Origin of the sequence: Sphingobium cyanobacteriorum (genome assembly GCF_030580935.1) — a bacterium.
GTDB lineage: Bacteria > Pseudomonadota > Alphaproteobacteria > Sphingomonadales > Sphingomonadaceae > Sphingobium > Sphingobium cyanobacteriorum.
Window position 1 is genome coordinate 43,259 of record NZ_JAUQOM010000008.1, and the last position, 24,566, is coordinate 67,824.

Consider the following 24,566-nt stretch of genomic DNA (forward strand, 5'->3'; position numbering starts at 1 on the left):
CAGCGCGCTCCAGTTTTTTGTTTTCGCATCGTTTTGGCGGCAAACCGGGTTCCACTTTCCCGCACGATGCTCCAGTCTCATCTGTTTTTCCGGAGCCACAAGCGATACTGAACCAGCGCCATGCTTCATCGCGCACACGATTTCTCTGCTGGCGCCGGCCATGACCGATCCAATCCTACTTCAATCCGGCAAGCCTGACGCCATGCGAGCGTTTTTCAGCCGCGTGCAGATCAGAGCATCACCATCCCGCCGTCGACGTTGATCGTCTGCCCGGACACATAATGGCTTTCGTCGGACGCAAGGAACACTGCCACAGGGCCTATATCCTTGTAGCTGTCACCCCAGCGCCGCAGGGAAACTTCCAAAAGATTCTTGGCGGCTTCTTCGGGGAAATCCGCCAGCCATTTTTCCGCCGCGGGCGACATGGCCGAAGGATTGATGACATTGATGCGGATGCCGTCCGGTCCCCATTCACGCGCCGCCACACGGCTCAGACCACGAATGGCTTCTTTGGTGGCGCCATATATTGAATATCCTTCGGGCGCCACGATGCCCTGACGCGAGCCGAAATTGATGATCGACCCGCCGCCACGCGCAACCATATGCTGGCGAACGGCCTGCATGTGATAGACCGAGCCGTAGAGGCCCGACTCAACGGTCGCGGCGATATGTTCATCATCATAATCGCTCAGCAACATGCCGGGGAAAGTCGTCTGGGCGTTGTTCACCAGGATGTCGACGCCACCAAAAGTACCGACAGTGAACGCGACGAGCTTGTCTGCGTCGGCGCGCGAGCGGGCATCGGCCGGATGTATCGCGACCTTTGCACCGCGCGCTTCAAGGTCTGGAACGATGGCCTGGAGCTTTTCTGGCGTGCGTCCGCTGATGACCAGCGATGCCCCTTCATCGGCAAATGCCATGGCGATGCCAAGGCCCACCCCCTGTCCACCACCAGTGATGATCGCGACTTTGCCTTCCAATCTTTTCATCGTCATTCTCCTGATCTTTACCGCTGCTCCCTGCCGGGTTCCGGTTATAGTCAGATATCCGCCAGATGGCGGCGGGAACAGGCATTCAGATAGTGGGTTGCGACTTGCACCACCGGATGGCGGCGCGTTCTTTCATGCATCGGAGCAGTATTACCCGCCATCATGATCTGAAAGATAAAGGCTGAAACAGAGATATCGCGTCGGCGGATTTTGCCGACGCGATATCGATTTTCAACAGGTGCCGATCAAAATTTGAAAGAGGCTTCGACACCATAGGTCCGGGGATCACCATAGACTGCCGACGAGAAGCCGACGCCGCCACCGGGATTGACACCGTTGATGATGGGACCGTTGCTCTCCAGCGATATGCTGCCGATCTTGTAGTAGCGATTGGTTATGTTGCGCACGAAGGCAGCGATTCCGATGCCGCTTCCGCCCACCTTGTCCACCCCAAGGCGGGCGTTGAACAGGGCATAACCCTTCTGATAGCTGACCACGTCATATTCGTCGAGCGGTGCGCCGCTGCGATAGGAGCCGTTCAGGTTGGCGTTGAGCACGCCAAAATCCAGATCGCGGCTATAGGCGATGCCCCCGCCAAGCTGGTGCTTGGGAATGCCCTGATAGGGCAGGCTGCCGGCGCCGCCTTCCTTGATCTTGATTTTGACCAGAGAATAGAAGGCGTTGAGGCTGAGGCCACCAGGGAAAGACAGGCTGGCTTCGAACTCGCCACCATAATTTTCTTGCGCAGTCGTGTTGGTCACAACGGTAACGGACTGACCCTGGACCAGAATGGCATTCTGCTTCTGCACATCCTTATAGTCCTGATAGAATAGCGCCGCGCTGGTGTTGAGCCTGGCCGAACCGATGTGGAAATTGTTTTTCACACCGACTTCATATTCCAGCACCGTTTCGGGCTGGAACGGCCTGGTCGTCGCTGTTGTCGTTCCACGCAAACTGAACCCGCCGGCCCGATAGCCACGGCGTATCGCCGCATAGGCGGTCACATCGCGGTTGGGCTGATACTGCACGGTGGCATCCCAGGTGACGGCATCATTTTTGAGCAGCCTGTCCTGGCTGCAATTGTCCCGTGTATAAGTGCCCAATCCATCATAATTGCAGGGCGCGACCAAGGCTGCGCCACCGCCCAGAGGAATGGTCAGGCGTGTATAGAATGGCTCCAGCGTAAGGCTGCGGCTGTCCCGATTATACCGGATGCCGCCGGCAAAACTGAATTCGTCCGTCAACTGGTACGTGCCCGCCGCATAAACGGCCCAGCTATTGGCGACAGCATCGCCAACGGAGGATGATTCATAGAAATCAGCGGGCTGGTTCAGGAAATAGCCCGCCAGTGGATTGGTCGTCGCAGGCGGACGAGGGGAGGCAAAGCCGATTGCAGTCAGTTGCGGGAAGTTCGAATTGATCGACCCGTCCCGGCCCCATTCGCGGAAATAATAAGCGCCCATGGTGAGCTGGAACTTGTCGCCGAACGGCTTGCCCAGCATCTGGAATTCTTCGCTGATCTGGCGAGGTCTGGCGAACTGATCGGGCTGAATGAGCGCAGCGCCAAAGCCGTCATAATCTCCAACGACTTGGAAGCTCGATTCGCGATAGCCGAAGATGTTGCGGAAGGTCACATCACCGACATCAAGTTCCGTGCGATTGGTGATGCCCCAGTTCCTGACCTTTTGAAAAGGAGTGCGGACACGGTTGGCATAGAGCGGACCCACGCCAAAATTGCCATAGTCGACCTTGTACTTGCCCAGTGCCAGCGCGGCATTGGCAAGGGCAACGATGTTCTGCGGGGCTACTCCGGCGGCGACCGGGAAGAAGGGACTGGCGCCGATTTGCTGACCGATGACAGTAGGATTGCCGTTGATCGGGTCTGTTGTCGTATAATTTGTCAGCTTGATGCCAGCGCCGTTGATGTTCTGCTTGTAATAGTCGAACACCGCATAGTTGCGGAAATTGCCCGTATTGATTTCAGCGGAGACACGGAACGAGTAAAAATGTTCGTCATCGAACTTGCGCCCTGACGACACATCCGTTGTATAGCCATCACGATCCCGATATTTGCCCGAAGCGCGGACTGCAAAGACATCGGAAACGATCGGAAGGTTCACGGCTCCTTCAAGATCGACCATGTTGTAGTTGCCATATTGGCCCTGAACATAGCCGCCGAAATTGTTCAGATTGGGGTGTTCCGGCTCAATGAGCACTGCGCCACCCGTCATGTTGCGGCCGAACAACGTTCCCTGCACACCTTTGAGAACCTGGACATTGCGCAGGTCGTAGAAGGAATTGGACATGCCATAGGGACGAGGCATGACAACTTCAGCGAAATAGACGCCGACTGGCGGATCGGTGAGCAATTGCTGCTCGTTGGATCGCTGCCCGCGGATCGCATAGCCCAGCGCGGCCCGGTTCGGACTTTGCGATGTGACCGACAGGGACGGGACCGAGCTTTGCAGATCGAGCGAGTCCCTGACGCCACGATTCTTGAGCGCATCGCCGCTGAGAGCGGTGATCGAGATCGGCACATCTTGAAGGGATTCTTCGCGCCGGCGTGCCGTAACGACGATGGCGTCATCATTCTGAGGGGCGGCGGCCTCGCTGGCAGGCTGTGGCGCCAGAGTGTCCTGCGCATAGGCTTGTTGAGCGACAGCCAGGACGCTCACACAACTCAGAAACATGAATTTCATAATTAGAAACCTCCCTAAAACTCTGAATCTTTTTGCATTGGCGGAGCATTTCGATCCTGCTGTCTGCAATATCCGTCCCTTTCATCATGAAAGGCGGACTGTATGAATGAAATATTGCGGCTTCCGACAAGTGACTGGATATGCTTCACGACCTTGCCGTACAGGATCGACAAGTCGCAGCATATGCCTTCTGTCAGGACGTCGTGCACTCATCGCAGTAACGATGGCTACCCCTTTGTCGGATATGGGTCCGACAAAGGGGTAGCCATCGAGGATATTGAAACGAATATTCTGGATTTCATTGCCTTATCGCAACGATATCTTAACCCGGCTGCCATTCCAGGTGCAGTCCGGTCATCGCATTGATGATCCCCGTCGACATTCTGGGGCTCGTCCCCGGTGCCAGATGACAGTCCGGCATGGTGCCGATCCATTCTTCCAGGAAAATGCGAATTTCACGCCGGGCCAAACGCGCGCCCAGACAAGTGTGCGGGCCACTGCCAAAATTGACATGGCGCCGCTTTGACCGGCGCGGGTCGAACCGCATGGGGTCCGGGTTGACCCGTTCATCAAGACCGCTGAGCGGGAAGATGCCCAGCACCTGGTCGCCGGCGCGGATGGCCACGCCTGCCAATTCGGTATCCACACGGGTCAGCCGCGCCAGGTTGCTGGTGCCGAAACGGCGGCTGATTTCGTCCGTGGCGCCTTCGAGCAGATCGGGGTTTTCTCGCAATTCACGTTGCAGTGCGGGGTGACGCGCAAAATGCGCCATGGCGAAACTGGTCGTGTTGATGACGGTGTCGAGGCCGCCAGTGACCACGAGTTGCACGACATTATGCCGCTCCGTCGCCGTCAGATCTCTGCCCATTACCTGGGCGCGCACCAGCATACTGACGAAATCGTCACCTGGGCGGACTTGGCGATCGTGGATGAGCGCCGCGATATAATCGTGGGTTTCGGCCTGTGCGGCTTCCATGCCGGGCTGGCCGGGGACCAGCCGTTTCGCGAGGTCAAGGAGATAGGGCGCTTCGCTTTCCGACATGCCGAGCAGGTTGAGGAAGGTGATGATCGGCATGACACCCGCGAAGTCCTGCATGAAGTCGCATCGACCCTGGGGGCGCAATCTGTCGATAATCTCGACCGCGGCGGCGCGTGCGCGGATGCCGGCCTTGTTCAGCGACGCTGGCGTGAACGCCATGGATACAAGTTTGCGGAACGGCGCATGGTCCGGGGCGTCCATCTGGCTGGGCCCGGTATGCGGGACGATGCCGATCGGAATGAAGGGTTCAAGATTTGAGAAGCAGGCGGTGTCGGTGCATAGCCGGACCATGTCGTCATGGCGGGTGCTGACCCAGTGACCACCGTTGCGCGGTGTCCAGAAGAGATCGGGATGGCTGTCCTGCACATCTTTCCACAACGCATGAATATCATCGGTGTAGCCGCCGATCATGCCGGGAATGTCATACAAGTCAAAATCCCGCACAAGATCGTCCGGTACATGGCCAGGGACAGCCGCAAGACTTGCATATGCGTTCATGGCATCCTCACTGATTGATTTTTGAAAGAGGCTATGGTTGCGCCGGTCCAAATCAATGCTTTTGCATGCCCATCGCAGACATGATGCAATCTATGCCGCGCATGTGAGGAGCGCACCCATATTGGAGCGAATCTCACGACGGTTGGACCGGCATCAGCTTATGTCCAGTGACAAAGGATGCTTCGTCGCAGATATGGCACGGCACGCGCCTTGCCATATCCGCCGGTCAGCATCATGCGCCATTGTGTGGGCAATGGTCGCATCCGACACCGTATTGACGGTCATCCCGAACCCGATGGATGGCGCATTGCGGCACCATTGGACACGCCATGGAACGGAACAGGCGTTTCCACTGAACCGGGGCTGCCGGTGCCACAGGGGCAATGCCGCACGTCAGGTCAGCTTCGTCAGCGAGTCCGGCTCGAAGGCTGGCAGTGCCTCGCCACTCCGCGCTTTTCCGACCCAATGGGGGTCGTGCAGGATCATGCGGCCGACAGAGGCGATGTCGAACTCGCCCGCTTCGAACCGTTTCAGCAGCAGGCCAAGATTGTTCGACGCCTCCGCGCTTGCGGAAACGGTGTCATACATGCCCTTGACGATGCCGATCCCGCCCACTGCGCCGGTCAGCTTGCCGGTCAGCTTCTTGGCCCAGCCGGCCAAGGACAGGTCGCCATGTTCCGGGAAGGCCGGGGTGTTGAAATAGCGCACGCTGGCGTCGAACAGGTCAACGCCCGCGTCCGAGATCGGGCCAAGGATCGCTTCCAGTTCAGCCGGATCGTTCGCCAGCCTGGCACGGAAATCCTGCTGTTTCCATTGGGAAAAACGAAAGATCAGTGGACGATCTTCACCAATCGCGGCGCGGCAGGCCTTCACGACTTCAACCGCAAAGCGCGTGCGGGCCACAGCATCGCCACCCCATGGGGCCGGGCGCCGGTTCGTTTCGGCCCACAGGAAAGCGTCGATCAGATAGCCATGGGCACCATGCAGGGCGAGGCCGTCAAAACCCGCCGCCACCGCGTCCCGCGCGGCCCGGCCGAAGCCGGCGACGACATCGGCGATTTCCTCGTCTGTGGGCACAGGCATGGGGGAGGCTGAAATGATCTTTGCCTTTTCCACATAATAATCCGCCGCCTTGGACGGATCGCCATAGCGCCCGGAGGGAGAAAAGGCGGGATTGACGCCATCGGGCATCCGCATCGGTCCCTGGTGCCATAGCTGGGGAATGATGCGTCCGCCGCGTGCATGGACCGCATCGGCCACGCGTGCCCACGCCGCCACCGTGTCCCCGCCGTTGAACAGGGGCAGGTTCGTTTCACCCAGGCCGGTGTCGCCGACGGCGGCAGGATGGTCGGTGCCGATGGCTTCGGTGATGATCAGGCCCGTGCCGCCTTCCGCCCGACGCTGATAATAGCCGGCCACATCGTCGCCAGGCAGATTGTCCGGGCAGAAACTGCGCGTCATCGGCGCCATCGCGAAGCGGTTCGGCAGGGTCAGGCCGCGAATGGTCAATGGCTGGAACATCGGCGAAAGGTCGAGCGGCAGGGTGGTGTCGGAGGGGGAGGTCATCTTTGGTTGGTCCATCATTGGATATGGAAAGAAATGCAGGATTTCAGAGCCATGGTCAGCCGCCCGGCTGACGGCTGGAGCTGGCCACGGGTTGCCCCGGTGACGAGCGCCACATGGCCGCCAAGGGCGAACAAAGCGATGCTCATTGACCAGTGAAACGCGCCGGGCGCTTTTCATAAAAGGCGGCGATCGCTTCGTGATGATCGTGCGTGGTCATCAATATGGGCTGCAATCCCACTTCCTGTCGCAGGATGTCGTCCAGTCCCTCGGCATAGATCGCCTTCATCATCGTCACGGCAAGAGGAGGCTGGGCCGCAAGTTCATGCGCGAGTGCCTTGGCAGCTTCCAGCGCACCGCCATCTTCGGCCAGCTCGTCCGCCAGCCCGATCCGCAAGGCTTCATCGGCGGAAATAGCACGGCCAAGCATCGTCAACCGTTTGGCCTGCCCCAGCCCGACCCGACGCGGTATGGCCCAAAGTCCGGCAAGATCAGGAAAAAGTCCCGCCGATACGAAGGCGCAGCGCGGCTTTGCGCCACGCGCCATGACCACCTGATCGCAGGCAGCGGCCAGCGATACGCCCGCGCCGACGCAATGCCCCTCCACCGCTGCGATGATCGGCGTGCGACCGGCGACCATGGCGCGCATCAGGGTGGCACTGCCCTGTTCCAGCCGTCCGCGTGCGGCATGGATGGTGGTCCGGGGAAAGTCCTGAAAATCACCGCCCGCGCAAAAATGGCCCGCTGCGCCCGTCAGTACCAGTGCGCGACAATCCGCATCATTGCCAAGGGTGACGATGGCCGCGGCAAGGGCATCGCGCATGGCGATGGACAGGGCGTTGCGGCGCGCCGGATTGTTCAGCGTCAGGATTGCGACTGGCCCGTCCCGTTCGATCAGCAGGGGTGGCTCCGTCATGCCCGGCCCTTCCCAAATGGTGCGCGATGATTGTCGAAACGATGGGCATTGCCGCCCGTTACCAGTTGCGCGATCGTGGGTGAGGCAAGGAATTCATGTGGGAACCCCAGATCCACCTGGCTTGCGGTTTCGAGCCGGGCCATCTGCGCGTCGTCCAGGCGCACGTCCAGGCAGCCTATATTGGCTTGCAACTGATCGACGCTGCTCGCACCGATGATCGGCAGGACATTGGGATGGCGACCAAGCTGGCGCAACGCGGCAAGGGCGACCTGGCTGCCCGGCAGGCCGTTTTCCGCCGCCAGTTCCCGCACAAGGTCGGCTATCGCCTGCACGCGCGGGCTGGAACGGGCCGCGCGGACGCGGTTACGCGGGCCGCTGCCTCCGGCCAGCGCGCCGCCAGCCAGGGGTGCCCAGGCGACCACGCCCAGGTCCAGTTCCGCGGCCATAGGCAGCAGATCCCGCTCCGGCGTCCGTTGGGCGAGGCTATATTCGACTTGAATGCCGATAAACGGCGACCAGCCGCGCAAGTCCGCCAGCATATTGCCGCGCGAGATTTGCCAGGCGGGCATATCCGAAGCGGCGACGTAGAGAACCTTGCCCGACCGGACGAGATCCTCGAACCCGCGCATCACTTCGTCGAGCGGCGTCGTGAAATCCCACATGTGGAGATAGAAGAGGTCGATATAATCGGTGCCGAGGCGCGAGAGACTCTCCTCCACCGATCGCATCATGTTGCGGCGGCTGTTACCGGCACGCATGATGTCTGCCCCGTGACTGGGCGTATATTTGGTTGCGACAACAAAATGATCACGATCCGCCGCGATGAACTCACCGACAATCCGTTCGCTTTCGCCATTGCCGTAGATATGGGCTGTATCCAGGAAGTTGCCCCCGGCGCCGGCATAGGCGTCCATCACGGCACGGCTGGTGGCATCATCTATCCCCCAGTCCGCATTGCCGAAATTCATCGTGCCAAGGCACAGTTCCGATACGCGCAGGCCCGAACGACCGAAAAGGCAATATCGCATGTTGCTGTCGGATCCTCTCACCACTCACAAATGAGTGTGCCACCGGAACGACAGCAAGGCGAGGGCGCCACAGGCGCCGCTACGCCTTGATCGTGGGTGCGATGCCCGATCAGCGTGGAAGGAGGGTTTCGGCGATCACCTGGACGATTTCACCCAGCAGCATGCACAGAAACCAGACGACCGCAGCCAGGATCGCGCCTGGTATGATCAGGACCGGAGTGGCAAGGACCAGCGCGGCCCCGCCAAAAAGCAGGAACAGCAGGACGGCCGCGCCTGCCGCGAGGGCGGACTTGCGCTTAACCACCAGGTCGATCATCGGGTAGGTTTGCATGATATCTCCATATACGCTCAGGACATCGCCGCAACAGCAGCCAGCGGTTCCTGCCGTGTGGTGGACGAGGGGGCAAGATGGTGCCTGAAGGCGCGGCGCAGGCAGGCCAGGATTTCCTGGTGATCCGCAAGCGTGGCGTCCTGAGGGATGACGACCCCGATCGCCAGCGAATCTGGCCGGGCATGGGGCAGGATCGTCGCCAGCATCTCACCGCCATGGCATGGGGCGAGCGCATAACCCCTGGCGCGGACTTCCGCGATGGTTTCAAGATAGGCGGCAGGCGCGACGGACTGACCTTCCCCAGCCTCGGCATTGAGGCGATGGATCAGTGAACGGACTTCCGGGTCGGATATGCCCGAAAGCAGCGCCTGGCCGAGTGCCGAGTGGAGCAATGGTCCCGGCGTGCGCTGCCGGATCGGCTGCGTGCATCCGGCGACATGGACGATATGGAGGACACCGCGCTGGGCCATCCCGACGACGACAGTCGCCCCGGTTTCCATATGCACATCGTCCACGACGTCCATCATTGCGCCGCGTCGGAACATCTCCGGTCCAACCGCGCTGCCGATCGCGGCGACTCGCACAGTCGGCCGGAAGGTACGGCGGCGGCGATCATGGTTCAGATAGCCTAATGTCACCAGGCTGCTGAGCAGTTCCGAGGTGCTTGACTGCGGATAGTCGAGCGCGCGGGACATTTCCATCACCGTCACTTCGGTCGGGCCGGTGCTGAAATATTCCAGCACTTCCAGCACGCGCCGCGCGGATTTGACGCTCTTGCCTTCCAGTCCTCTAGTCATGTCGCCGCCCTTTCCGATTGCTCGCTGGACGACGGCCGCTCTTGCAGCGACCGTCTTGTTTAATGGTAGAACCAAAAAACGAGCGGTCGCGCAAGGGCTGGTTGTGGCAAATTCGCGCTTGCGATGACTCTTTTTTGTGAATGGCGGGTCAGTTGCCCGTGAATTGCGGTGAACGCTTTTCGATGAAGGCCATGACAGCTTCACGGTGATCGTCCGACATGGCGGAAACGGCCTCGAAAAATACGCTGGCGTCGATCATGCCTTCCAACTGGCGGCGCAGCGGCAGGTTCACGGCCTGTTTGGTGAAGTTGATGGCGACGGTCGCGCCATTGGCGAGCCGTTCGGCCATGCCATAGGCAACCGAATCGAGTTCCGCCATCGGGACGGCCCTGTTGATCAGACCCATTGCCGCAGCATCCTTCGCCAGAATAGGATCGCCGGTCAGCAGATATTCGCGGGCGCGCATATAACCGATCAACTGCGGCCAGATCAGCGCGCCGCCATCACCGGCAGCATAGCCGACCGCGACATGGGGGTCGGCTATGCGCGCATGTTCCACAGCATAGCAAAGATCGGAAAACAGGGCGAGTGTGGCGCCAAGGCCGATGGCATGGCCGTTCAGCCGGGTAATCAGCGGCTTTTCCAGGCGCAGCAGGGCGTTGAGCAGGCGTCGCGCTTCGATGAACGCCTCTACCGTCTGGCGCGGCTGGTCCAGCAGTTCACGCATATGCTGGATGTCACCACCGGCGGAGAATGCCTTTTCGCCCGCGCCAGTCAATACGACCACCTTGGTGTCACGATCGTAGTTCACATCTTCCAGCGCACGGCGCAGTTCATCGTGCATGGGGTCGCTGAAGGCGTTGGTCGGCGGGTTGTCCAGTGTCAGTACGAGGATGCCATGTCCGCGGCGCTCAACCTTCATATGCTTGCAATAATCGTACATCGACATTCTCCGCCTGTTTGCTTGCGTTTCAGATAGGGCGGAAGGGGAAGGGCTGGCCAGCCATCAGCACCCGGTCGCCCTGATATCGTTCATGCGCTGGGTGGTGATATGACCGGGTCGGGCAGCGGCCTGCCGCCAAAAAAGGCATCCAGATTGTCCGCCACCTTATGACCCATGGCCGAACGGGTTTCGATCGTGGCGCTGCCCAGGTGGGGAAGCAGCACGGCATTGTCCTGCCGCAATAGCGCCGGGTGAACCGCAGGTTCGCGTTCATAGACATCAAGGCCGGCAGCGGCGATCGTCCGGTTCGCCAGAGCATCGGCCAGTGCGGCCTCGTCGATCACTGTGCCGCGTGCCGTATTGATCAGGATCGCATCGGAACGAAGCAGCGCGAGGCGTCGGGCGTCGATCAGATGGTGTGTCTCTGCGCCGCCCGGTACATGCAATGAGACAATGTCGGTGGAGGCGAGGAGCGTATCAAGGTCGACATGACGGGTGGCGCCCAGTTCCTTTTCGACAGCGGGATCGGCCGGGCTGCGGTTGTAATAGTGGATTGCCATGCCAAAGCCATGGCGGGCGCGACGCGCTACGGCCTGTGCGATCCGTCCGAAGCCGACAAGCCCCAGCCGCTTGCCGGACAATTCCATGCCCAGAAGGTGGGTGGGACGCCATCCTGACCACGCGCCTGCCCGCAATTCGCGTTCGCCCTCACCCCCGCGCCGGGCGGCGGTGAGCAGCAGCAGCAGGGCGATGTCGGCGGTCGCCTCGGTCAACACCCCAGGCGTGTTGGACACGGCGATGCCCGCATGCCGGGCGGCTTCCAGGTCGATATTGTCGGTGCCAACGCCGAAATTGCCGATCATGCGGACACATGCATTCGGCACCGAGAGGATCGCAGTGTCGATCCGGTCCGAAACCGTCGGGCACAACGCATCGAATGCGGACATGGCGGCACGGAGCTGCCGGGCAGAGAGCGGCCGGTCGGCACTATCGACCACCATGTCATAGTCCCGCGCCAGCCGTTGTTCGACAGCGTCGGGCCAACGGCGCGTGAGGAGAATGCGTGGACGCTTCACGGTCAGGCGGCCCCACGCACGACATTGATAATGCGTGCAGCCTCCACAGCGTCCGGCGCGTCATCCGATCTCCAGGCCACATGGCCATCCGGCCGGACCAGCACCAGCCGCTTCTCATAGGCATCGGCCACGGCGCCGTTCACGAGGTCGACTGTACGAAACGGCATGTTCACGGCGGCTGCGGCCTGCGCCAGCATCGATCCGTCCGCCAGCGCTTCGCCGTTTTTCCGACCGATCCGCAGCAGCACGAAGTCGAGATCGAACAGGTCGATCGTCGATTTGTCCTCGCCCAGCCAGACATGCGGCGCGCGGGCGCCGGGTCGGGCGGTCTGGGTGTAGGTGGTCACTTCCAGCGGGGGCGCGGGTGTGCCATCCGGCACGATGATCGGCGAATCATCGTAACGATAGCCCATCGTCACCCCCAGCGTGAACCATTCCGGCTTCATCGTTTCTGTGTACATGTCACCATAGACCTTGCGCGCCGCATCGCCCGCCGGGCCTGCTTCGAACACCTCCCTGGGCGGCAATTGCTTGCGGGTGGACAGCATGCGACCAAGGTTGATGGCGGCTTCTGTCACGTTGCGCTTGGCGACAGGCTGGCGTTCGGCCTCGTAGGAAGCAAGCAGATTGTCGCCACCCCAGCCCTGGATCTTGGCAGCCAGCTTCCAGGCGAGGTCCGCCGCCTCCTGAAGGCCGGTGGTCATGCCGAAACCGCCGGTCGGCGAAAGCTGATGCGCGGAATCGCCGCACAGCCAGATGCGGCCCCGGCCATAGCTGTCGGCGGTCAGTTCGCGGCGGCTCCACTGCATGGAGGAGATGATGTCGAACGCAAAGTCGCGGCCGACGGCGCGCCGGATGCCTTCGGCTGCTTCGGCCTCGCTGAGCGCAGGCTTGTCAGCCGATCCCACGAACGAGAAGCGCCATGTGTTGCGCCCGTCGATGCACACGATGGTCGCCCATGTGCCTTCGGGACCGATAAGGATGTAGCGATAGGCGTGCGGATCTATGTCGATCAGTTCGCACAATGCATCGGACCGGAAGATGATGTTGGTCGTGTTGGTGAGCAGGGCGTTGCCGCTCAGCGTAATGCCCAGCTTCGTTCGCACAGGGCTTGCGCCACCATCGCAGCCGAGCATGTAACCGGCCTGAACCTGCCAGGTTTCGCCCGTGGCTACATTCCGCAGCGTTGCAAGCACGCCCTTCCCATTGTCCTCGAAATCGACCAGTTCGGTGCTGTAGTGAATGCGCGCCTTGCCAGTTGAGAGCGCGAATTCGCGCAAGACGGGATCGAAGAAATTCTGCGGACAACGTTCCTTATGCTCCGGGCTCTGGGGTTCGGGCAGAGAGGCGGCATTGCTGGCAAAAGGTTCGCGACCCAGTTCCCAGCCCCCGGACAGCGCAGTCACCCATGCATAATCCTGGGAATGGTTGCGGTTGAAACCGGCGGCATGCACCTTGTCCTTCAACCCCCAGCGCCGGACGAGTTCCATCGTTCGCGCGTGAAGAAGATCCATCTTCGGCTGAAGAATGTCGCTGCCGTCGAGCTTTTCGACGACCATGCTTGCTATGGATCGGCGACCCATTTCGCCAGCGAGCGCAAGGCCGACAGGACCGCCGCCGATAATCAGAACCGGAATGTCAATCTGAGTGGTCATTCATATGTCTTTCGCCACTGGCGTAACGGGAAGGGTTCAGTCAGGCTGTTCGCTACGGAGCAGGCCAAGCATTTTGAGCATCGGTTCGTCACTGACGCGCAGCAGGGTGACGTCGCTGTCCGCGATCCAGTCCGACGCCGACCAGGCCGGCACGACCAGCACGTCGCCCCGGCTGAAGGAAAAACGCTTGCCCTCTGCCGCCATGCTGCCCGTGCCCTCGATTACCGCGTAGATGGCGTTCATCGTCGTGCGCGGATCGTGCAATGCGGCGCCCGCCGACAGGTGGCGCAGATGCAGGCCGATCGTCGTCATGTGCGGCGGGCCAAGCTCCATCAGCCGCTCGCCGGGGCGCGTTTCGGCCATGGCGCGCACGGCTGGCCCGGTTTGTGCGAATGCGAAGCGAAAGGGTGAATCCGGCTGTGGATCACCCGCCGGTTCGATCCAGTCGGCAAATTGTTCGAAAAACATCGGTTCGATCAGATGGATGAAGGGTACATCCAGGAAATCGATCCAGAAAGCGTTGCTGGATGCCCGATTGTCATGGCCATGCCATTTCCAGTTGGGCGTCAGCAACACGTCGCCCGGCGCCATCGGGATGGAGTTGCCATCCACGATGGTATAGGCGCCCGGCTCCGCATCAAGCACAAGACGCAGCGCATTGGGCGTGTGGCGGTGGCTGCGCGCCGTTTCGCCTGCAAGCACCAGTTGATAGGCGGCCACGAGGGTGCGTGCCGTTGCATAGTCATTGCCCGGATGCGGGTTGACCATGATGAGGTTGCGTCGTTCCGACATATGGGTGTCGACATAACGCGATGCGCTGTCGAGCGCGGCGCGGGTGTCGGCTGCGCGCCAATGCGCGGGCACGAAAATGCGGTTGGGCTGGGGATAGACGGACGGTTTGGGTTTGGCCCAGCCCGGCCCGACACCCGCCTGTGGCAGCAGGGCATTCACCGCGTCCAGATCACCCGCCGCCGCAAAAGCCGCGGGCAGGGCATCGGGAGCGATAGCAGTGTCGGTCATGGAGCCACGACCTTCAGGTTCATCTCGCCGACATGATCGACAAGGATGCGGACAGCGTCGCCAGCCTGGACCGGGCCAACCCCTTCGGGCGTTCCGGTGGCGATGATATCGCCCGGCATCAGCGTTGCTGCTTCGGATGCCATGGCGATCATGCCGGGAATGTCGAGGATCAGGTCGCGGGTGTTGGCCGACTGGCGCAGTTCGCCATTGACCCACAGACGCAGATCAAGCGCATGGACATCGGGCACTTCATCGGCCGTCGCGATCCACGGGCCGTTCGGGCAGAAGCTGTCCCAGCTCTTGCGCCAGACGCGCTCTTCCGGGCCACGGATCACCATGTCGATCAGGCAGGTGTAGCCGAAGATATAATCGGCATAATCTTCCCGCGCGATATGGCGGCCGCGCTTGCCGATGATGATGCCCAGTTCGCATTCATGGTGGACTTCGCGCCCCTCGACCGTCGGCATAACGATCGGGTCGTTCGGGCCGCTCAGGCTGCTGTTGGCCTTGAGGAAGAAGCGGTTCTTGTCGGCCCGGTTCGCGCTGTTCATCTCCTCGCGATGCTTCTGGTAATTTGCGGGGTAGCAGATCAGCTTGTTGGGCCATTCAATCGGCGTGAGCAGCTTTTCCGGGGCTGGAGCGATCTGCCGAACGGCGGGATCGGCCAGAACGGCGTCCAGTCCGCGCTCGTTCAGACTGGCGATGAAGCTCACCATCTGCGTCGGCGGCCAGGCCGCCGGGCTGGTGTCCAGCGCGTCAGTTACGTCGTGCCATATGTCTCCGGCGATAACGCCGATGCGGTTGCCGTCCAGGCGAAACAGCTTCATGAAATTATCCCCCCTCAGGCGGCCAGATCGCCGGTGATATGTTCCGCCGCGCGCAGCGCCGTGGCGGCGGTCTTGGCCAGCCCGCCGACATAGCCCGTGCGATCGCCCCCCTCCATGCCGCCGGTGGACGTGCCCACCGCATAGAGTCCGGGAATGACCGCGCCACTCGTGTCCAGCACACGCGACAGGCCATCAATGCGCAGGCCGCCCATGGTATAGGTTATGCCGGCACAGGCCGGGCCGGCGTAGAACGGGCCTTTGCTGATCGTCCAGGGTTTATAGCGGAAGGTGGCGCGGGGCGGGTCGAGCTGTTCGGTCGTGCCAGCTTCGACGGCACTGTTATAGGCGTTGACCGTGGCGACCAGCGCGTCGGCGGGCATCCCGATTTTCTGCGCCAGTTCTTCAAGCGTAGCCGCCCGTTCGATCGGGCCGCCATTGGCCTCCATATGCGGGTTGGCGGGGAAAGAGCGCGCCTTGCCGCCTTCTTCCCAGATCGGCTGGTCGAAGATGACCCAGGAGGACAGCGGATCGTCCAGCGCGGCGATCCGGTTCGCGATATGCGGCCCGCCATAGCCCTCGTCGCAGAAACGCTTGCCGTCCGCGCCGACGATGATCGCGTTCGTGCAGATATCGTCATACCAGGGATAGGGCCACAGATTGTCATTGGTCATCGCGTTGCGATGCATGACATGACCATAAAAGCCGTCCATCCGTTCTGACAGCGCCGCGCCGATCGCCTGCGCCATGCGGATGCCGTCGCCCGCGCCCTTGCGGGTATTGCGTTGCAAAACTTTTTCCGGCGCGGGGCTGATATATTTGCGGAGCATGTCCTCGTTCGCCGGGAAACCGCCATCGGCGATGATGACATGCGGGGCTTTCACGGTGAAGGCGCCCTCGGCACTCTCGCCCTCAAGCCCGCTTATTGCGCCGCTTTCGTCCTTGGTGATCGCGGTGATGCCATGGCCACGCAGCACTATGCCGCCGAGCTTGGCCAGTTCGCCGTCAAGCGTTCGCATCAGCACATCGCCTGCGCGGCCTTCCCATTGCAGGCCGACGCGGATGAGTGCAGGCGGGGTGAGCACATAATTATGGTGCGGTTCAGGGCTGCCGCGCATGAAACGAACGCCCTTGGACTGCAAATATTTTACCGCGCGGCGCGAATCGCGGGAAACAGCCCTTGTCTGTTCCGGTTCGGCCATGCCGCCGGTAATCGCGGTGATCTTGTCGACCAGGGCGTCCTCGTCCGATGTGATGTCGGTGAGCGCGAGGTGGAACACACCTGCGCAGACGCGCGTATTATTGACGTAGCGGTCCTCCGGCGACTTTTCGAACAGGATGACCTTCTTTCCGCCCTCCGCCACGCGCAGCGCTGCGGTCAGCCCACCCAGCCCGCCACCAATGATCGCCACGTCACATTCAATCACACGCATCGTTCACTCCCACAGTCCGGGCTCGTATAAAGATTTTCCACTTTTGGTCCTACCAGAAAGATGGGGCGTCGAAACTCATCACGGTTACGGTGAAAGCTCAGTGTTCCAATGACGCTGCAAATGTCATGATCAGGTGTGCGACCGCATCGAAACCGATGTGAAAAAACAGACCGATCGGGTCTGTTTCCTTGATTTCGCAGATTTTTGCATCTGCCATGAGCGCTGCCATTCCAGCGCCCTGGCGCCCGATCGATGCATCTTCTCCATCGCTCGTGATTTCCACGATCAGCGCCGGCGCACGCACGGCGGCCAGTGCGGCAGACAGATCGAATGCGAAGTTCGCGCTGTAAAAGTCGCGGACAGTGCGGCGCGCGGCAAGATCGTCGATGATCCGGTTTTCCAGCGCGCGGAGCATCAGAATCTTGTCGGGTGCCGTGTGAATGGCGTCGTCCCACCATAATTTGGTCAGGCTGCGCCATTGTGCCGTCCAGCCGCGCATTGGATCCGGCCCGTCGACCTCATCGGCGCCATTGATGAAATAGCGTTCCAGCACGGCACCGCGCACCGTGCTGTTGCGCTGCGCCTGGTCCACGCCGATGCTGTGACTCTTGCCAGCGACGATGAGGCCCGCAGTGCGGTCAATGTGCCGGGCGGCGAAAGCGGCACCCAGCTTGTGCCCGGAATGCAATCCGAACACGATCGCCCTGTCCACGCCCAGCGCGTCGAGCACCGGCACCAGACACTCTGCCCTATCTTCCATGGTTGTACCGGCGGGCTGTGCCGTCGATCCCCCGAAACCCGGAATATCCGGCGCGATCGCAAGCATTCCCTGGGCCGCCAGCATCTCCATGACAGGTTCGAACTGCCCCCCGCTGCGCGGTGCGCCGCCCAGCAGAATGACAGCGCGCCCCTGGCCCGCATGGCGATAATGTATCTGCCCGCCCATCCAGTCCGCATAGGCCCGACGCAGCGGGTGCAAGGTGGGCGCCATGTCAGCCGGCGTTGGCCTTGGAGGCGTAGCGTTCCTCCAGTGCATCGAAACGGGCCTTGTCAACGACACGCTGACGCTCGGCGAAATTGGCGAGCTGATCCTCGACGCCTGCAAGTGATCCGACCGCTTTCAGATGCCCAAGCACATGGCTCATCGACCGAATCGATGCCTGAAGCGCGGCATTGGCGTACAGGACGCCGCTGAACTGCCAGGCCTTGATCTGCTCCATCGTCGGCATGGGTGTCTTGCCGCCATGGACGATATTGAGAATCTTGAGGCCTGGCGTTTCCTTCGCGACCCGTTCGATTTCCTCCAGCGTCTGGGGCGCTTCAACGAAGGTCGCCTGCGCGCCGGCTTCGTGATACATGTGGACGCGCTCGATCGCGGCATCAAGGCCGAGCATCGCACGGCTGTCGGTGCGCGCGACGATCACGAAATTCTCGTCCCGGCGGGCGTCGACGGCGGCCTTCACCTTGTCCACCATCTCCCCTGCGTCGATGACGGCCTTGCCCGCGAAATGTCCGCATTTCTTGGGAAACAACTGATCTTCGATCTGGATCGCGTTGGCGCCGGCGCGTTCGTAAAGCTGGACCGTGCGATACATGTTGACCGCATTGCCAAAGCCGGTGTCGCCATCGGCAAAGATCGGCAGATCAGGACAGGCTTCCCGCATGGAGGTGATGTTGGCCGTCACTTCCGACAGCGAGACAAGGCCGATGTCGGGGACGCCATGCAGTGTATTGGCGATCCCGGCGCCAGTAATGTACAACGCATCGAACCCTGTTTCAGCGATAACCCGCGCCGCAAGAGCGCATCCGGCGCCGGGCAGCAGCAGTCCGCGGCGCTCCTCAAGCAAGGCAAGGAATTTGCGGCTGAGGTCGCGGTCGGTCATGCAAATGTCTCCGGTCAGGTCTGAATGCGGCTGATCACCTCCTATAGGAGTGATGGTGCAGGTAAGGCACCATGAAAGCCCATGATCATGCGGTCATCGTGAATCCGATGGTGCAATAGACATATGCCATCATCATCGCCCTTTTGATCAAGCTGTAGCATGAGTTGACAGCGGCTTGGCATCGCGGCGACAGCTTTGGCCGTAATCCGCATGGCACGCGATGTTGCAAGCCAATCTTTACGGGAACAACATGACAGAACAGTCGATTTACCGTCGTTTCCAGCAATCTGCCCGCATTCATGCGGATCGGATCGCCATCCGCGGCGACGCCGGCGACCTGAGTTATACCGCACTGGAGCAGGCCAGCCGGGACTTGGGGCGGGCGCTGATGGCGTGTGGCATTGAGCGGGGGGACAGGATCGCGATCTGGGGTGTCAACAGCGCGCCATGGGCGATGGCGGCGCTGGGCATCCAGGCGGCTGGCGGGACTTTGGTGCCCATCGGCACGCGGCTGCGCGGACGTGAGGCGGAGGGCATTTTGAACGATGCCGGCGCGCGCATCGTGTTCTGCGACGAAAAATTCGGCAGCTTCAATTATGTCGAGGCGCTGCTGGAGCGCGATATTCCGACGCTGGAGGTGATTGTCGTCCTTGATGGCGGCGGCGATGGGCAGGGCAAGGTGATCAGCCTGTCCGCCTTGCGTGCCAGGGCCGGCCAGGTGAGCGAAGACGCGCTCGACCAGCGGATCGCGCAGGCCACTGGCGATGACATCATCGACATCATCTTCACGTCCGGCACGACCGGCAAGCCCAAGGGCGTGCCGATGACCAGCGCGCAAAGCCTGTTCGCTTGCGATGTCCAGCGCGACGATATCGCTTTCTTCACGCAGGATGACGTGTTCGCCGTGACCTATCCGTTCGCGCACAACGCCGGATACCGGGCTGGCTGGCAGGTTTCCGTCCTCAACGGCGTGAAGATCATCCCGGTCAGCACGTTTGAGCCTGGCGAATTGTTGCGGATGATCGAGAGAGAGAAGCTGACGTTCATGCCGCTGGCCCCGCCCATCGCGCAGGGCATCATCGACCACCCGGACCGGATAGGCACCGACATGACCAGCGTTCGTCTGGTCGCGACCGGAGGCACCACAATTCCTGTGCGGCAGGTTGAGGAGTTGCGCGATGCGTTCGGTCCGGGCACCGTGGTGCAGACCGGCTACGGCCTGACGGAAACGGCCGGCTCCGTCACCACCACGCTCCCCGGCGATGCGCCCGAAGTCGTGGCAAAGACAGTGGGCCGGGCGCTCGCCTGCCTGGATGTGAAGATCGTTGGCCCTGACCATCAGGAACTGCCCGTGGGAGAGGTGGGCGAAATCGCCGTGCGTGGACCCCAGGTGCTCAAGGGCTATTATAACAATCCTGAAGCGACAGCATCAGCCTTTACCTCTGATGGTTTCTTCCTGACCGGGGATGCTGGCTGGGTGGACGAAAAAGGCAATTATTCCATTACCGACCGCATCAAGGACATGTATCTTGTGGGTGGTTTCAACTGCTATCCGGCCGAGATCGAAGGCATGATGCAGGGTATTCCGGGTGTCGCGCGGGTCGCGGTGATCGGCGTGGATGACCAACGCCTTGGTCAGGTCGGCCGGGCGTTCATCGTCAAGGCGCCCGATGCACAACTGACCGAGGAAGCAGTGATTGCCTGGTGCCGCAAGGAGATGGCGAATTACAAGGTGCCGCGTTCGGTGCGCTTCATCGATGCGCTGCCGCTGAACGCGACGGGCAAGGTCGCCAAGATCGAATTGCGAGGGATAGATTGAACCGCCATGGGCAAAGACCTGGTTCTGGTCGCGATTGACAATGGCATCGCCACCGTCACGCTGAATGATCCGCCCAAGCGCAACGCCTTTTCCAAGCGGATGCGCGAAGAATTGATCGAGGTGTTTTCAGAACTGAACGAAACCCCGGAATGCCGGGCGATCGTCCTGACCGGGGCGGACGGAACCTTCTGTTCGGGTGGTGACATCAGCGAGATGGAAACGCGCACCCAGATGGTGGCCCGATCTCGGCTGGTGGTGACGACCGACCTTGCCCGGCTGATGCTGACCGGCCCGAAACCCATCATCGCGGCGGTGGAGGGGGCGGCGATGGGCGCGGGCCTCACGATCGCGTCGGCCTGCGACTATTGCGTCACGGCCAGCAATGCGCGCCTGTGTTTCGCCTTTGCGCGGGTTGGTCTGTTGCCTGATACCAGTGCGTTCTGGATCGTTCCACGCCGCGTCGGCCTGGCCAAGGCGCAGGAACTGTTCTCGCTGGCGCGCACCTTCGACGCGGCGGAAGCGCATCGGATCAATCTGGTCAATGAAGTGGTCGAACCGGGCACGGCGCTGGCCCGTGCGCGCGCCGTGGCCGCGGAATATGCGGCCATGCCGCCGGTGACGACCGCGATCCTGCGCGGCGTGTTCGCGCAGGGCTTCGCGTCGCTCGAATCCGCGATCCAGTTCGAATTGGTGGCTCAGCCGCTGATGCAGAAAACAGCCGACCATGCCGAGGCGGTTGCCGCCTTTCGGGGCAAGCGCAAGCCGTCGTTCAAGGGGGACTGATTGCCCGGCCTTGGGCCTGTGCCAGATAGTTGATCGCATTCCCGATTGAGCATGGGATCGCATGTTCGGCCATTTTGCCGGAGCGCCTGCGCTGTTAGGCTGCAGACCTGGCCAAGGGCGGGAGCATCAAGAGTGAATCAGATTGACCTGAACGGCCGGGTGGCCGTGGTGACGGGAGGCGCAAGCGGCCTGGGGCTGGCGACCGCGCAACGCTTTCTTGCCTCCGGCGCGCGGGTAACAATCTGGGATCGGGACGAAGATCGCGTCGCGCAGGTGGTCGCCGATCTTGCGCCGCTGGGCGACGTGGCGGGTACGACGGTGGACATCGGCGATGCGGCGGCGGTGGAACGCGGCATGGCCGTTGTCCAGGCCCGCGAAGGGCGGATCGACATTGTGGTGAACAGCGCCGGCATTTCCGGCCTGTCCTGTCCCTCGGACGAGGTATCGCTTGATCTGTGGGACCAGCAGATGCGGGTCAACCTGTCAGGGGCATTCTATGTCTGCCGCGCGGCAATCCCCCACATGAAGGCCAATGGCCATGGTCGCATCATCCTCGTTGCCTCTGCGGCGGGGAAGGATGGCAATCCGCAGCAAGCGCCCTATTCGGCGGCCAAGGCAGGCGTCATCGGCCTGACCAAGTCGCTGGGCAAGGAACTTGGGCCGTTTGGCATCATGGTCAACTGCATCGCGCCGACCATCTTCGAAACCCCCATGCATGAAGTTTCGAAAGCGCGCCTTGGCGTCGGCCTGATGGATGCGATCAAGGCCAAGATACCGCTGGGCCGCGCAGGCCGTCCCGACGAGTTCGCGGCCATGGCGGCCTGGCTCGCGTCGGACGAATGCTCCTACACCACCGGCTTCGTCTTTGACCTCACCGGCGGTCGCTCCACATACTGAACGGGACATCATCATGCGTATCTGGCATCAGTCGATGGCCTCGCTGGAATCTCTGGGCGCCTATGGCGCGGCGTTGGAGAAACGTGTGCCAGACCTCGTCTCGTCCGGCACGGAGGTAACTATCCATGGCGTTCCAAAGGAAAGCTATGCCGGCTTGCCGCCCGCTGACGTGCTGCGTTACCCCTATGCCAAATACCGCATCCACGACCAGGTGCTGAGCCTTGTCGCGCAGGCGGAGCGGGAGGGATATGATGCGGTCGCGTTCGCAACCTTCGCCGAACCGTTGCTGCAACAGGCCCGCTCTATCGTCGATATTCCCGTGACCTCGATGGTCGAGGCGTCGCTGCTGGTGGGGTGTTCGCTGGCGCGGCGCATAGCCCTTGTCACGCTGGCGCCGGAAAATCGCGTGCGGCTGACCGAGCAAGTCGAACGCCATGGTCTGGGCGACCGGATCGCCGGCATCTATCCGCTTGATCCGCCAGTGACAGAGTTCGTCCTCGCCGCTGCCTTTGACGAGCCGCAGGCTGTGATCGATGCGTTCAGTCACACCGCACGCCGGGCGATTGCCGATGGCGCCGATCTGGTCATTCCGGCCGAGGGCGTTTTCACAGAGCTGCTGGCCGCGCAAAAGATCGACCGTATCGATGGTGCGGCGGTAATGGACTGCGTGGCAGTCGTGCTGGCCTATACTGAAATGATGGTGATGTTGCGCCAGCGGACGGGACTTGGCGTTGGACGGCGGTGGGACCATGCAAGGGCGCCGGCCGAACTGATGCAGCGGTTAGGGGATTTTTTCGGGCCGCTATGATCCTGCGGTTCGATAGCCGCAGGCGCATTGCCGACATGATCTCTTTCCGCGCCATTTCGCAATCGTGACAGGTGGGCGTACTGGGATCACAAGACTTTGCCGCTTCGTTGGGATCGCAGCGTCGCTCCATCCGATGGACATGCATTCGGGCCGCCATCGGTTCAGCCGATGAATACGGCCCGGATGTCGTTGACATTGGTGCGGGTTGGTCCCGTTATCAACAACTCGCCAGTCGCGGCGAACAGGCTGTAGCTGTCGTGCCGGGCCAGGTAGCTTGCGGCATCCAGGCCCATATTGCGGGCGCGGCTTAGCGTGTCGGGGCCGACTATGGCACCGGCGGCATCCTCCGTACCGTCGATTCCATCGCTATCCGCCATCAGCGCCCATATGCCGGGCGCACCTTGTGCGGCGACGGCGAACGCAAGGGCGCATTCCATATTGCGCCCGCCGCGCCCGGCCGGTCCTTGTCCGATGGTCACGGCGGTTTCACCCCCGGACAGCAGGAGAAGCGGGGCGGGAGCGGGGAGGTCGTGCTGGCGGGCGGAAAGCGCGATGCCGGCCAGCATTCGCCCCACTTCGCGGCTTTCCGCCTCGATCCGATCGCCCAGGATCAGTGTCGGGATATTGGCGGCGCGCGCTGCTGCTGCGGCGGCATGGAGCGCATCGGCAGGCTTGACAATGACATGACACGAGGACCTGACCGGCGCAACCGGGCGCGGCGGATCGGGCTGCTCCAGCAGGCGGCGCACCGCGTCCGGCACCTTGATGGCATGTTCGGCCAGGATCGTCAGCGCCTGTGCATTGGTGCCCTCGTCCGGCAGCGTCGGGCCGGAACCGATATCGCCCGGATCGTCGCCCGGAACGTCACTCATGGTGAGTGTGACCAGCCGGGCGGGTGTCGCCGCCTGCGCCAGCCAGCCGCCCTTGATGGCGGACAGGCGCTTGCGGATCAGATTCATGGCGCCGATGCCGACTCCTGCGGTGAGCAGGGCATGGTTCACCGCCTGTTTATCGGCCAGCGCAAGGGGTGGGCGTGGCAGGGCCAGCAGGGCCGAAGCGCCACCGGATATGAGCGCCAGCACCAGATCGTCCGGTCCAAGCCCCTGAACGGCGGCCAGGATGCGTCGGGCCGCTTCCTGGCTACGATGATCTGGCACGGGATGACTGGCCTCCAGCACCTGGATACGGCCTGCCGGTTCGGCATGGCCATCGCGAGTGACGACAATGCCGGATAAGGGGACGTCCGGCCATGCCGCATCGACGGCGGCAGCCATGGCCGCTGCGGCTTTACCCGCGCCGACCACGATGCAGCGTCCACGGGGCTTGTCCGGCAAATGCGTCAGAATGGCCGGACCGGGCATGGCGCTCGCAACGGCGGCGTCGAAAACGGTCTTCAGGAAAGTGCGAGCGTCGAAATGGGTCACAGCGCCGGTTTCGCGGTGCCACGGCACAGTGTCAATCAGGTCTGCATTTGACGCGTATGGAACCACGACACAGCGAATATACGATAGATTGCAGCGGTCGCGTGACAGAGCGCGCCAGTCATTGTCATTAGGTGACGGGTA

At 61.8% G+C, this 24,566-nt stretch carries 21 protein-coding genes; 4 read left to right on the forward strand and 17 right to left on the reverse strand.

From position 1 onward, the window contains the following. Positions 1–230: 230 nt before the first annotated feature. From Q4610_RS14960 to Q4610_RS15035, 16 genes are all read right to left on the reverse strand, one after another. Positions 231–989, reverse strand: coding sequence for an SDR family NAD(P)-dependent oxidoreductase (locus tag Q4610_RS14960; RefSeq protein WP_304536771.1), 759 nt, complete (start codon positions 987–989; stop codon positions 231–233). A gap of 245 nt (positions 990–1,234) precedes the next feature. Beyond that, complete coding sequence (locus Q4610_RS14965; RefSeq protein WP_304536772.1) at positions 1,235–3,688, reverse strand: TonB-dependent receptor; 2,454 nt, start codon at positions 3,686–3,688, stop codon at positions 1,235–1,237. A gap of 322 nt (positions 3,689–4,010) precedes the next feature. Then, on the reverse strand, positions 4,011–5,156 hold the full coding sequence (locus Q4610_RS14970) for a cytochrome P450 (RefSeq protein ID WP_304536773.1): 1,146 nt from the start codon (positions 5,154–5,156) through the stop codon (positions 4,011–4,013). 462 nt (positions 5,157–5,618) lie between these two features. Further along, a complete protein-coding gene (locus tag Q4610_RS14975) occupies positions 5,619–6,791 on the reverse strand; it encodes an oxidoreductase (RefSeq protein WP_304536774.1) in 1,173 nt (390 codons plus the stop codon). A 142-nt stretch (positions 6,792–6,933) separates the two neighbouring features. Beyond that, positions 6,934–7,704, reverse strand: coding sequence for an enoyl-CoA hydratase/isomerase family protein (locus Q4610_RS14980; RefSeq protein ID WP_304536775.1), 771 nt, complete (start codon positions 7,702–7,704; stop codon positions 6,934–6,936). After that, a complete protein-coding gene (locus tag Q4610_RS14985) occupies positions 7,701–8,732 on the reverse strand; it encodes an aldo/keto reductase (RefSeq protein WP_304536776.1) in 1,032 nt (343 codons plus the stop codon). Before Q4610_RS14985 ends, Q4610_RS14980 begins: the two co-directional genes overlap by 4 nt. 109 nt (positions 8,733–8,841) lie before the next feature. Beyond that, positions 8,842–9,063: a hypothetical protein gene (locus Q4610_RS14990; protein WP_304536777.1), complete on the reverse strand. Its 222-nt coding sequence runs from the start codon at positions 9,061–9,063 to the stop codon at positions 8,842–8,844. Positions 9,064–9,080: 17 nt separating this feature from the next. Continuing rightward, positions 9,081–9,860 carry a helix-turn-helix domain-containing protein gene (locus tag Q4610_RS14995; protein ID WP_304536778.1) on the reverse strand — a complete coding sequence of 260 codons (780 nt, stop codon included), beginning with the start codon at positions 9,858–9,860 and terminating at the stop codon, positions 9,081–9,083. A 148-nt stretch (positions 9,861–10,008) separates the two neighbouring features. After that, on the reverse strand, positions 10,009–10,809 hold the full coding sequence (locus Q4610_RS15000; RefSeq protein ID WP_304536779.1) for an enoyl-CoA hydratase/isomerase family protein: 801 nt from the start codon (positions 10,807–10,809) through the stop codon (positions 10,009–10,011). Between the two features lie 83 nt (positions 10,810–10,892). Beyond that, the gene (locus Q4610_RS15005) at positions 10,893–11,879 is read right to left on the reverse strand and encodes a 2-hydroxyacid dehydrogenase (protein ID WP_304536780.1); all 987 of its coding nucleotides are present in this window, start codon (positions 11,877–11,879) and stop codon (positions 10,893–10,895) included. 2 nt (positions 11,880–11,881) lie between these two features. Further along, complete coding sequence (locus Q4610_RS15010; protein WP_304536781.1) at positions 11,882–13,534, reverse strand: FAD-dependent monooxygenase; 1,653 nt, start codon at positions 13,532–13,534, stop codon at positions 11,882–11,884. 36 nt (positions 13,535–13,570) lie between these two features. Next, the gene (locus Q4610_RS15015) at positions 13,571–14,554 is read right to left on the reverse strand and encodes a cupin domain-containing protein (RefSeq protein ID WP_304536782.1); all 984 of its coding nucleotides are present in this window, start codon (positions 14,552–14,554) and stop codon (positions 13,571–13,573) included. After that, entirely contained in the window at positions 14,551–15,381 is an 831-nt protein-coding gene (locus tag Q4610_RS15020; RefSeq protein WP_304536783.1) for a fumarylacetoacetate hydrolase family protein, read from the reverse strand. Before Q4610_RS15020 ends, Q4610_RS15015 begins: the two co-directional genes overlap by 4 nt. A gap of 14 nt (positions 15,382–15,395) precedes the next feature. Next, a complete protein-coding gene (locus tag Q4610_RS15025) occupies positions 15,396–16,811 on the reverse strand; it encodes an FAD-dependent oxidoreductase (protein WP_304536784.1) in 1,416 nt (471 codons plus the stop codon). 97 nt (positions 16,812–16,908) lie between these two features. After that, positions 16,909–17,847: an alpha/beta fold hydrolase gene (locus Q4610_RS15030; RefSeq protein WP_336622873.1), complete on the reverse strand. Its 939-nt coding sequence runs from the start codon at positions 17,845–17,847 to the stop codon at positions 16,909–16,911. Continuing rightward, positions 17,804–18,694: an isocitrate lyase/PEP mutase family protein gene (locus Q4610_RS15035; RefSeq protein ID WP_304536785.1), complete on the reverse strand. Its 891-nt coding sequence runs from the start codon at positions 18,692–18,694 to the stop codon at positions 17,804–17,806. The genes Q4610_RS15030 and Q4610_RS15035 overlap by 44 nt, the downstream gene beginning before the upstream one ends. Before the next feature lie 250 nt (positions 18,695–18,944). On the opposite strand from Q4610_RS15035, the gene Q4610_RS15040 reads away from it, so the two are divergent. The 4 genes from Q4610_RS15040 to Q4610_RS15055 all read left to right on the forward strand — a co-directional run bounded on the left by Q4610_RS15040 (position 18,945) and on the right by Q4610_RS15055 (position 23,001). After that, a complete protein-coding gene (locus Q4610_RS15040) occupies positions 18,945–20,513 on the forward strand; it encodes an AMP-binding protein (RefSeq protein ID WP_304536786.1) in 1,569 nt (522 codons plus the stop codon). Between the two features lie 6 nt (positions 20,514–20,519). Beyond that, a complete protein-coding gene (locus tag Q4610_RS15045; protein ID WP_304536787.1) occupies positions 20,520–21,296 on the forward strand; it encodes an enoyl-CoA hydratase/isomerase family protein in 777 nt (258 codons plus the stop codon). A 132-nt stretch (positions 21,297–21,428) separates the two neighbouring features. After that, positions 21,429–22,193 (forward strand): SDR family NAD(P)-dependent oxidoreductase, encoded by a 765-nt coding sequence (locus Q4610_RS15050; protein ID WP_304536788.1) that lies wholly within the window; start codon positions 21,429–21,431, stop codon positions 22,191–22,193. 13 nt (positions 22,194–22,206) lie between these two features. Next, positions 22,207–23,001, forward strand: coding sequence for an aspartate/glutamate racemase family protein (locus tag Q4610_RS15055; RefSeq protein WP_304536789.1), 795 nt, complete (start codon positions 22,207–22,209; stop codon positions 22,999–23,001). Between the two features lie 161 nt (positions 23,002–23,162). On the opposite strand, the gene Q4610_RS15060 is transcribed toward Q4610_RS15055, so the two are convergent. After that, entirely contained in the window at positions 23,163–24,425 is a 1,263-nt protein-coding gene (locus tag Q4610_RS15060) for a glycerate kinase type-2 family protein (protein WP_304536790.1), read from the reverse strand. Positions 24,426–24,566 lie beyond the last annotated feature (141 nt).

What these genes read in the sequence shown, in the direction of transcription:
- Q4610_RS14960 (WP_304536771.1), bottom strand. Translation starts at nt 989, where the DNA reads ATGAAAAGATTGGAAGGCAAAGTCGCGATCATCACTGGTGGTGGACAG.
- Q4610_RS14965 (WP_304536772.1), bottom strand. Translation starts at nt 3,688, where the DNA reads ATGAAATTCATGTTTCTGAGTTGTGTGAGCGTCCTGGCTGTCGCTCAA.
- Q4610_RS14975 (WP_304536774.1), bottom strand. Translation starts at nt 6,791, where the DNA reads ATGACCTCCCCCTCCGACACCACCCTGCCGCTCGACCTTTCGCCGATG.
- Q4610_RS14980 (WP_304536775.1), bottom strand. Translation starts at nt 7,704, where the DNA reads ATGACGGAGCCACCCCTGCTGATCGAACGGGACGGGCCAGTCGCAATC.
- Q4610_RS14985 (WP_304536776.1), bottom strand. Translation starts at nt 8,732, where the DNA reads ATGCGATATTGCCTTTTCGGTCGTTCGGGCCTGCGCGTATCGGAACTG.
- Q4610_RS14990 (WP_304536777.1), bottom strand. Translation starts at nt 9,063, where the DNA reads ATGCAAACCTACCCGATGATCGACCTGGTGGTTAAGCGCAAGTCCGCC.
- Q4610_RS14995 (WP_304536778.1), bottom strand. Translation starts at nt 9,860, where the DNA reads ATGACTAGAGGACTGGAAGGCAAGAGCGTCAAATCCGCGCGGCGCGTG.
- Q4610_RS15000 (WP_304536779.1), bottom strand. Translation starts at nt 10,809, where the DNA reads ATGTCGATGTACGATTATTGCAAGCATATGAAGGTTGAGCGCCGCGGA.
- Q4610_RS15010 (WP_304536781.1), bottom strand. Translation starts at nt 13,534, where the DNA reads ATGACCACTCAGATTGACATTCCGGTTCTGATTATCGGCGGCGGTCCT.
- Q4610_RS15015 (WP_304536782.1), bottom strand. Translation starts at nt 14,554, where the DNA reads ATGACCGACACTGCTATCGCTCCCGATGCCCTGCCCGCGGCTTTTGCG.
- Q4610_RS15020 (WP_304536783.1), bottom strand. Translation starts at nt 15,381, where the DNA reads ATGAAGCTGTTTCGCCTGGACGGCAACCGCATCGGCGTTATCGCCGGA.
- Q4610_RS15025 (WP_304536784.1), bottom strand. Translation starts at nt 16,811, where the DNA reads ATGCGTGTGATTGAATGTGACGTGGCGATCATTGGTGGCGGGCTGGGT.
- Q4610_RS15030 (WP_336622873.1), bottom strand. Translation starts at nt 17,847, where the DNA reads ATGCACTGGAGGAACGCTACGCCTCCAAGGCCAACGCCGGCTGACATG.
- Q4610_RS15035 (WP_304536785.1), bottom strand. Translation starts at nt 18,694, where the DNA reads ATGACCGACCGCGACCTCAGCCGCAAATTCCTTGCCTTGCTTGAGGAG.
- Q4610_RS15040 (WP_304536786.1), top strand. Translation starts at nt 18,945, where the DNA reads ATGACAGAACAGTCGATTTACCGTCGTTTCCAGCAATCTGCCCGCATT.
- Q4610_RS15045 (WP_304536787.1), top strand. Translation starts at nt 20,520, where the DNA reads ATGGGCAAAGACCTGGTTCTGGTCGCGATTGACAATGGCATCGCCACC.
- Q4610_RS15055 (WP_304536789.1), top strand. Translation starts at nt 22,207, where the DNA reads ATGCGTATCTGGCATCAGTCGATGGCCTCGCTGGAATCTCTGGGCGCC.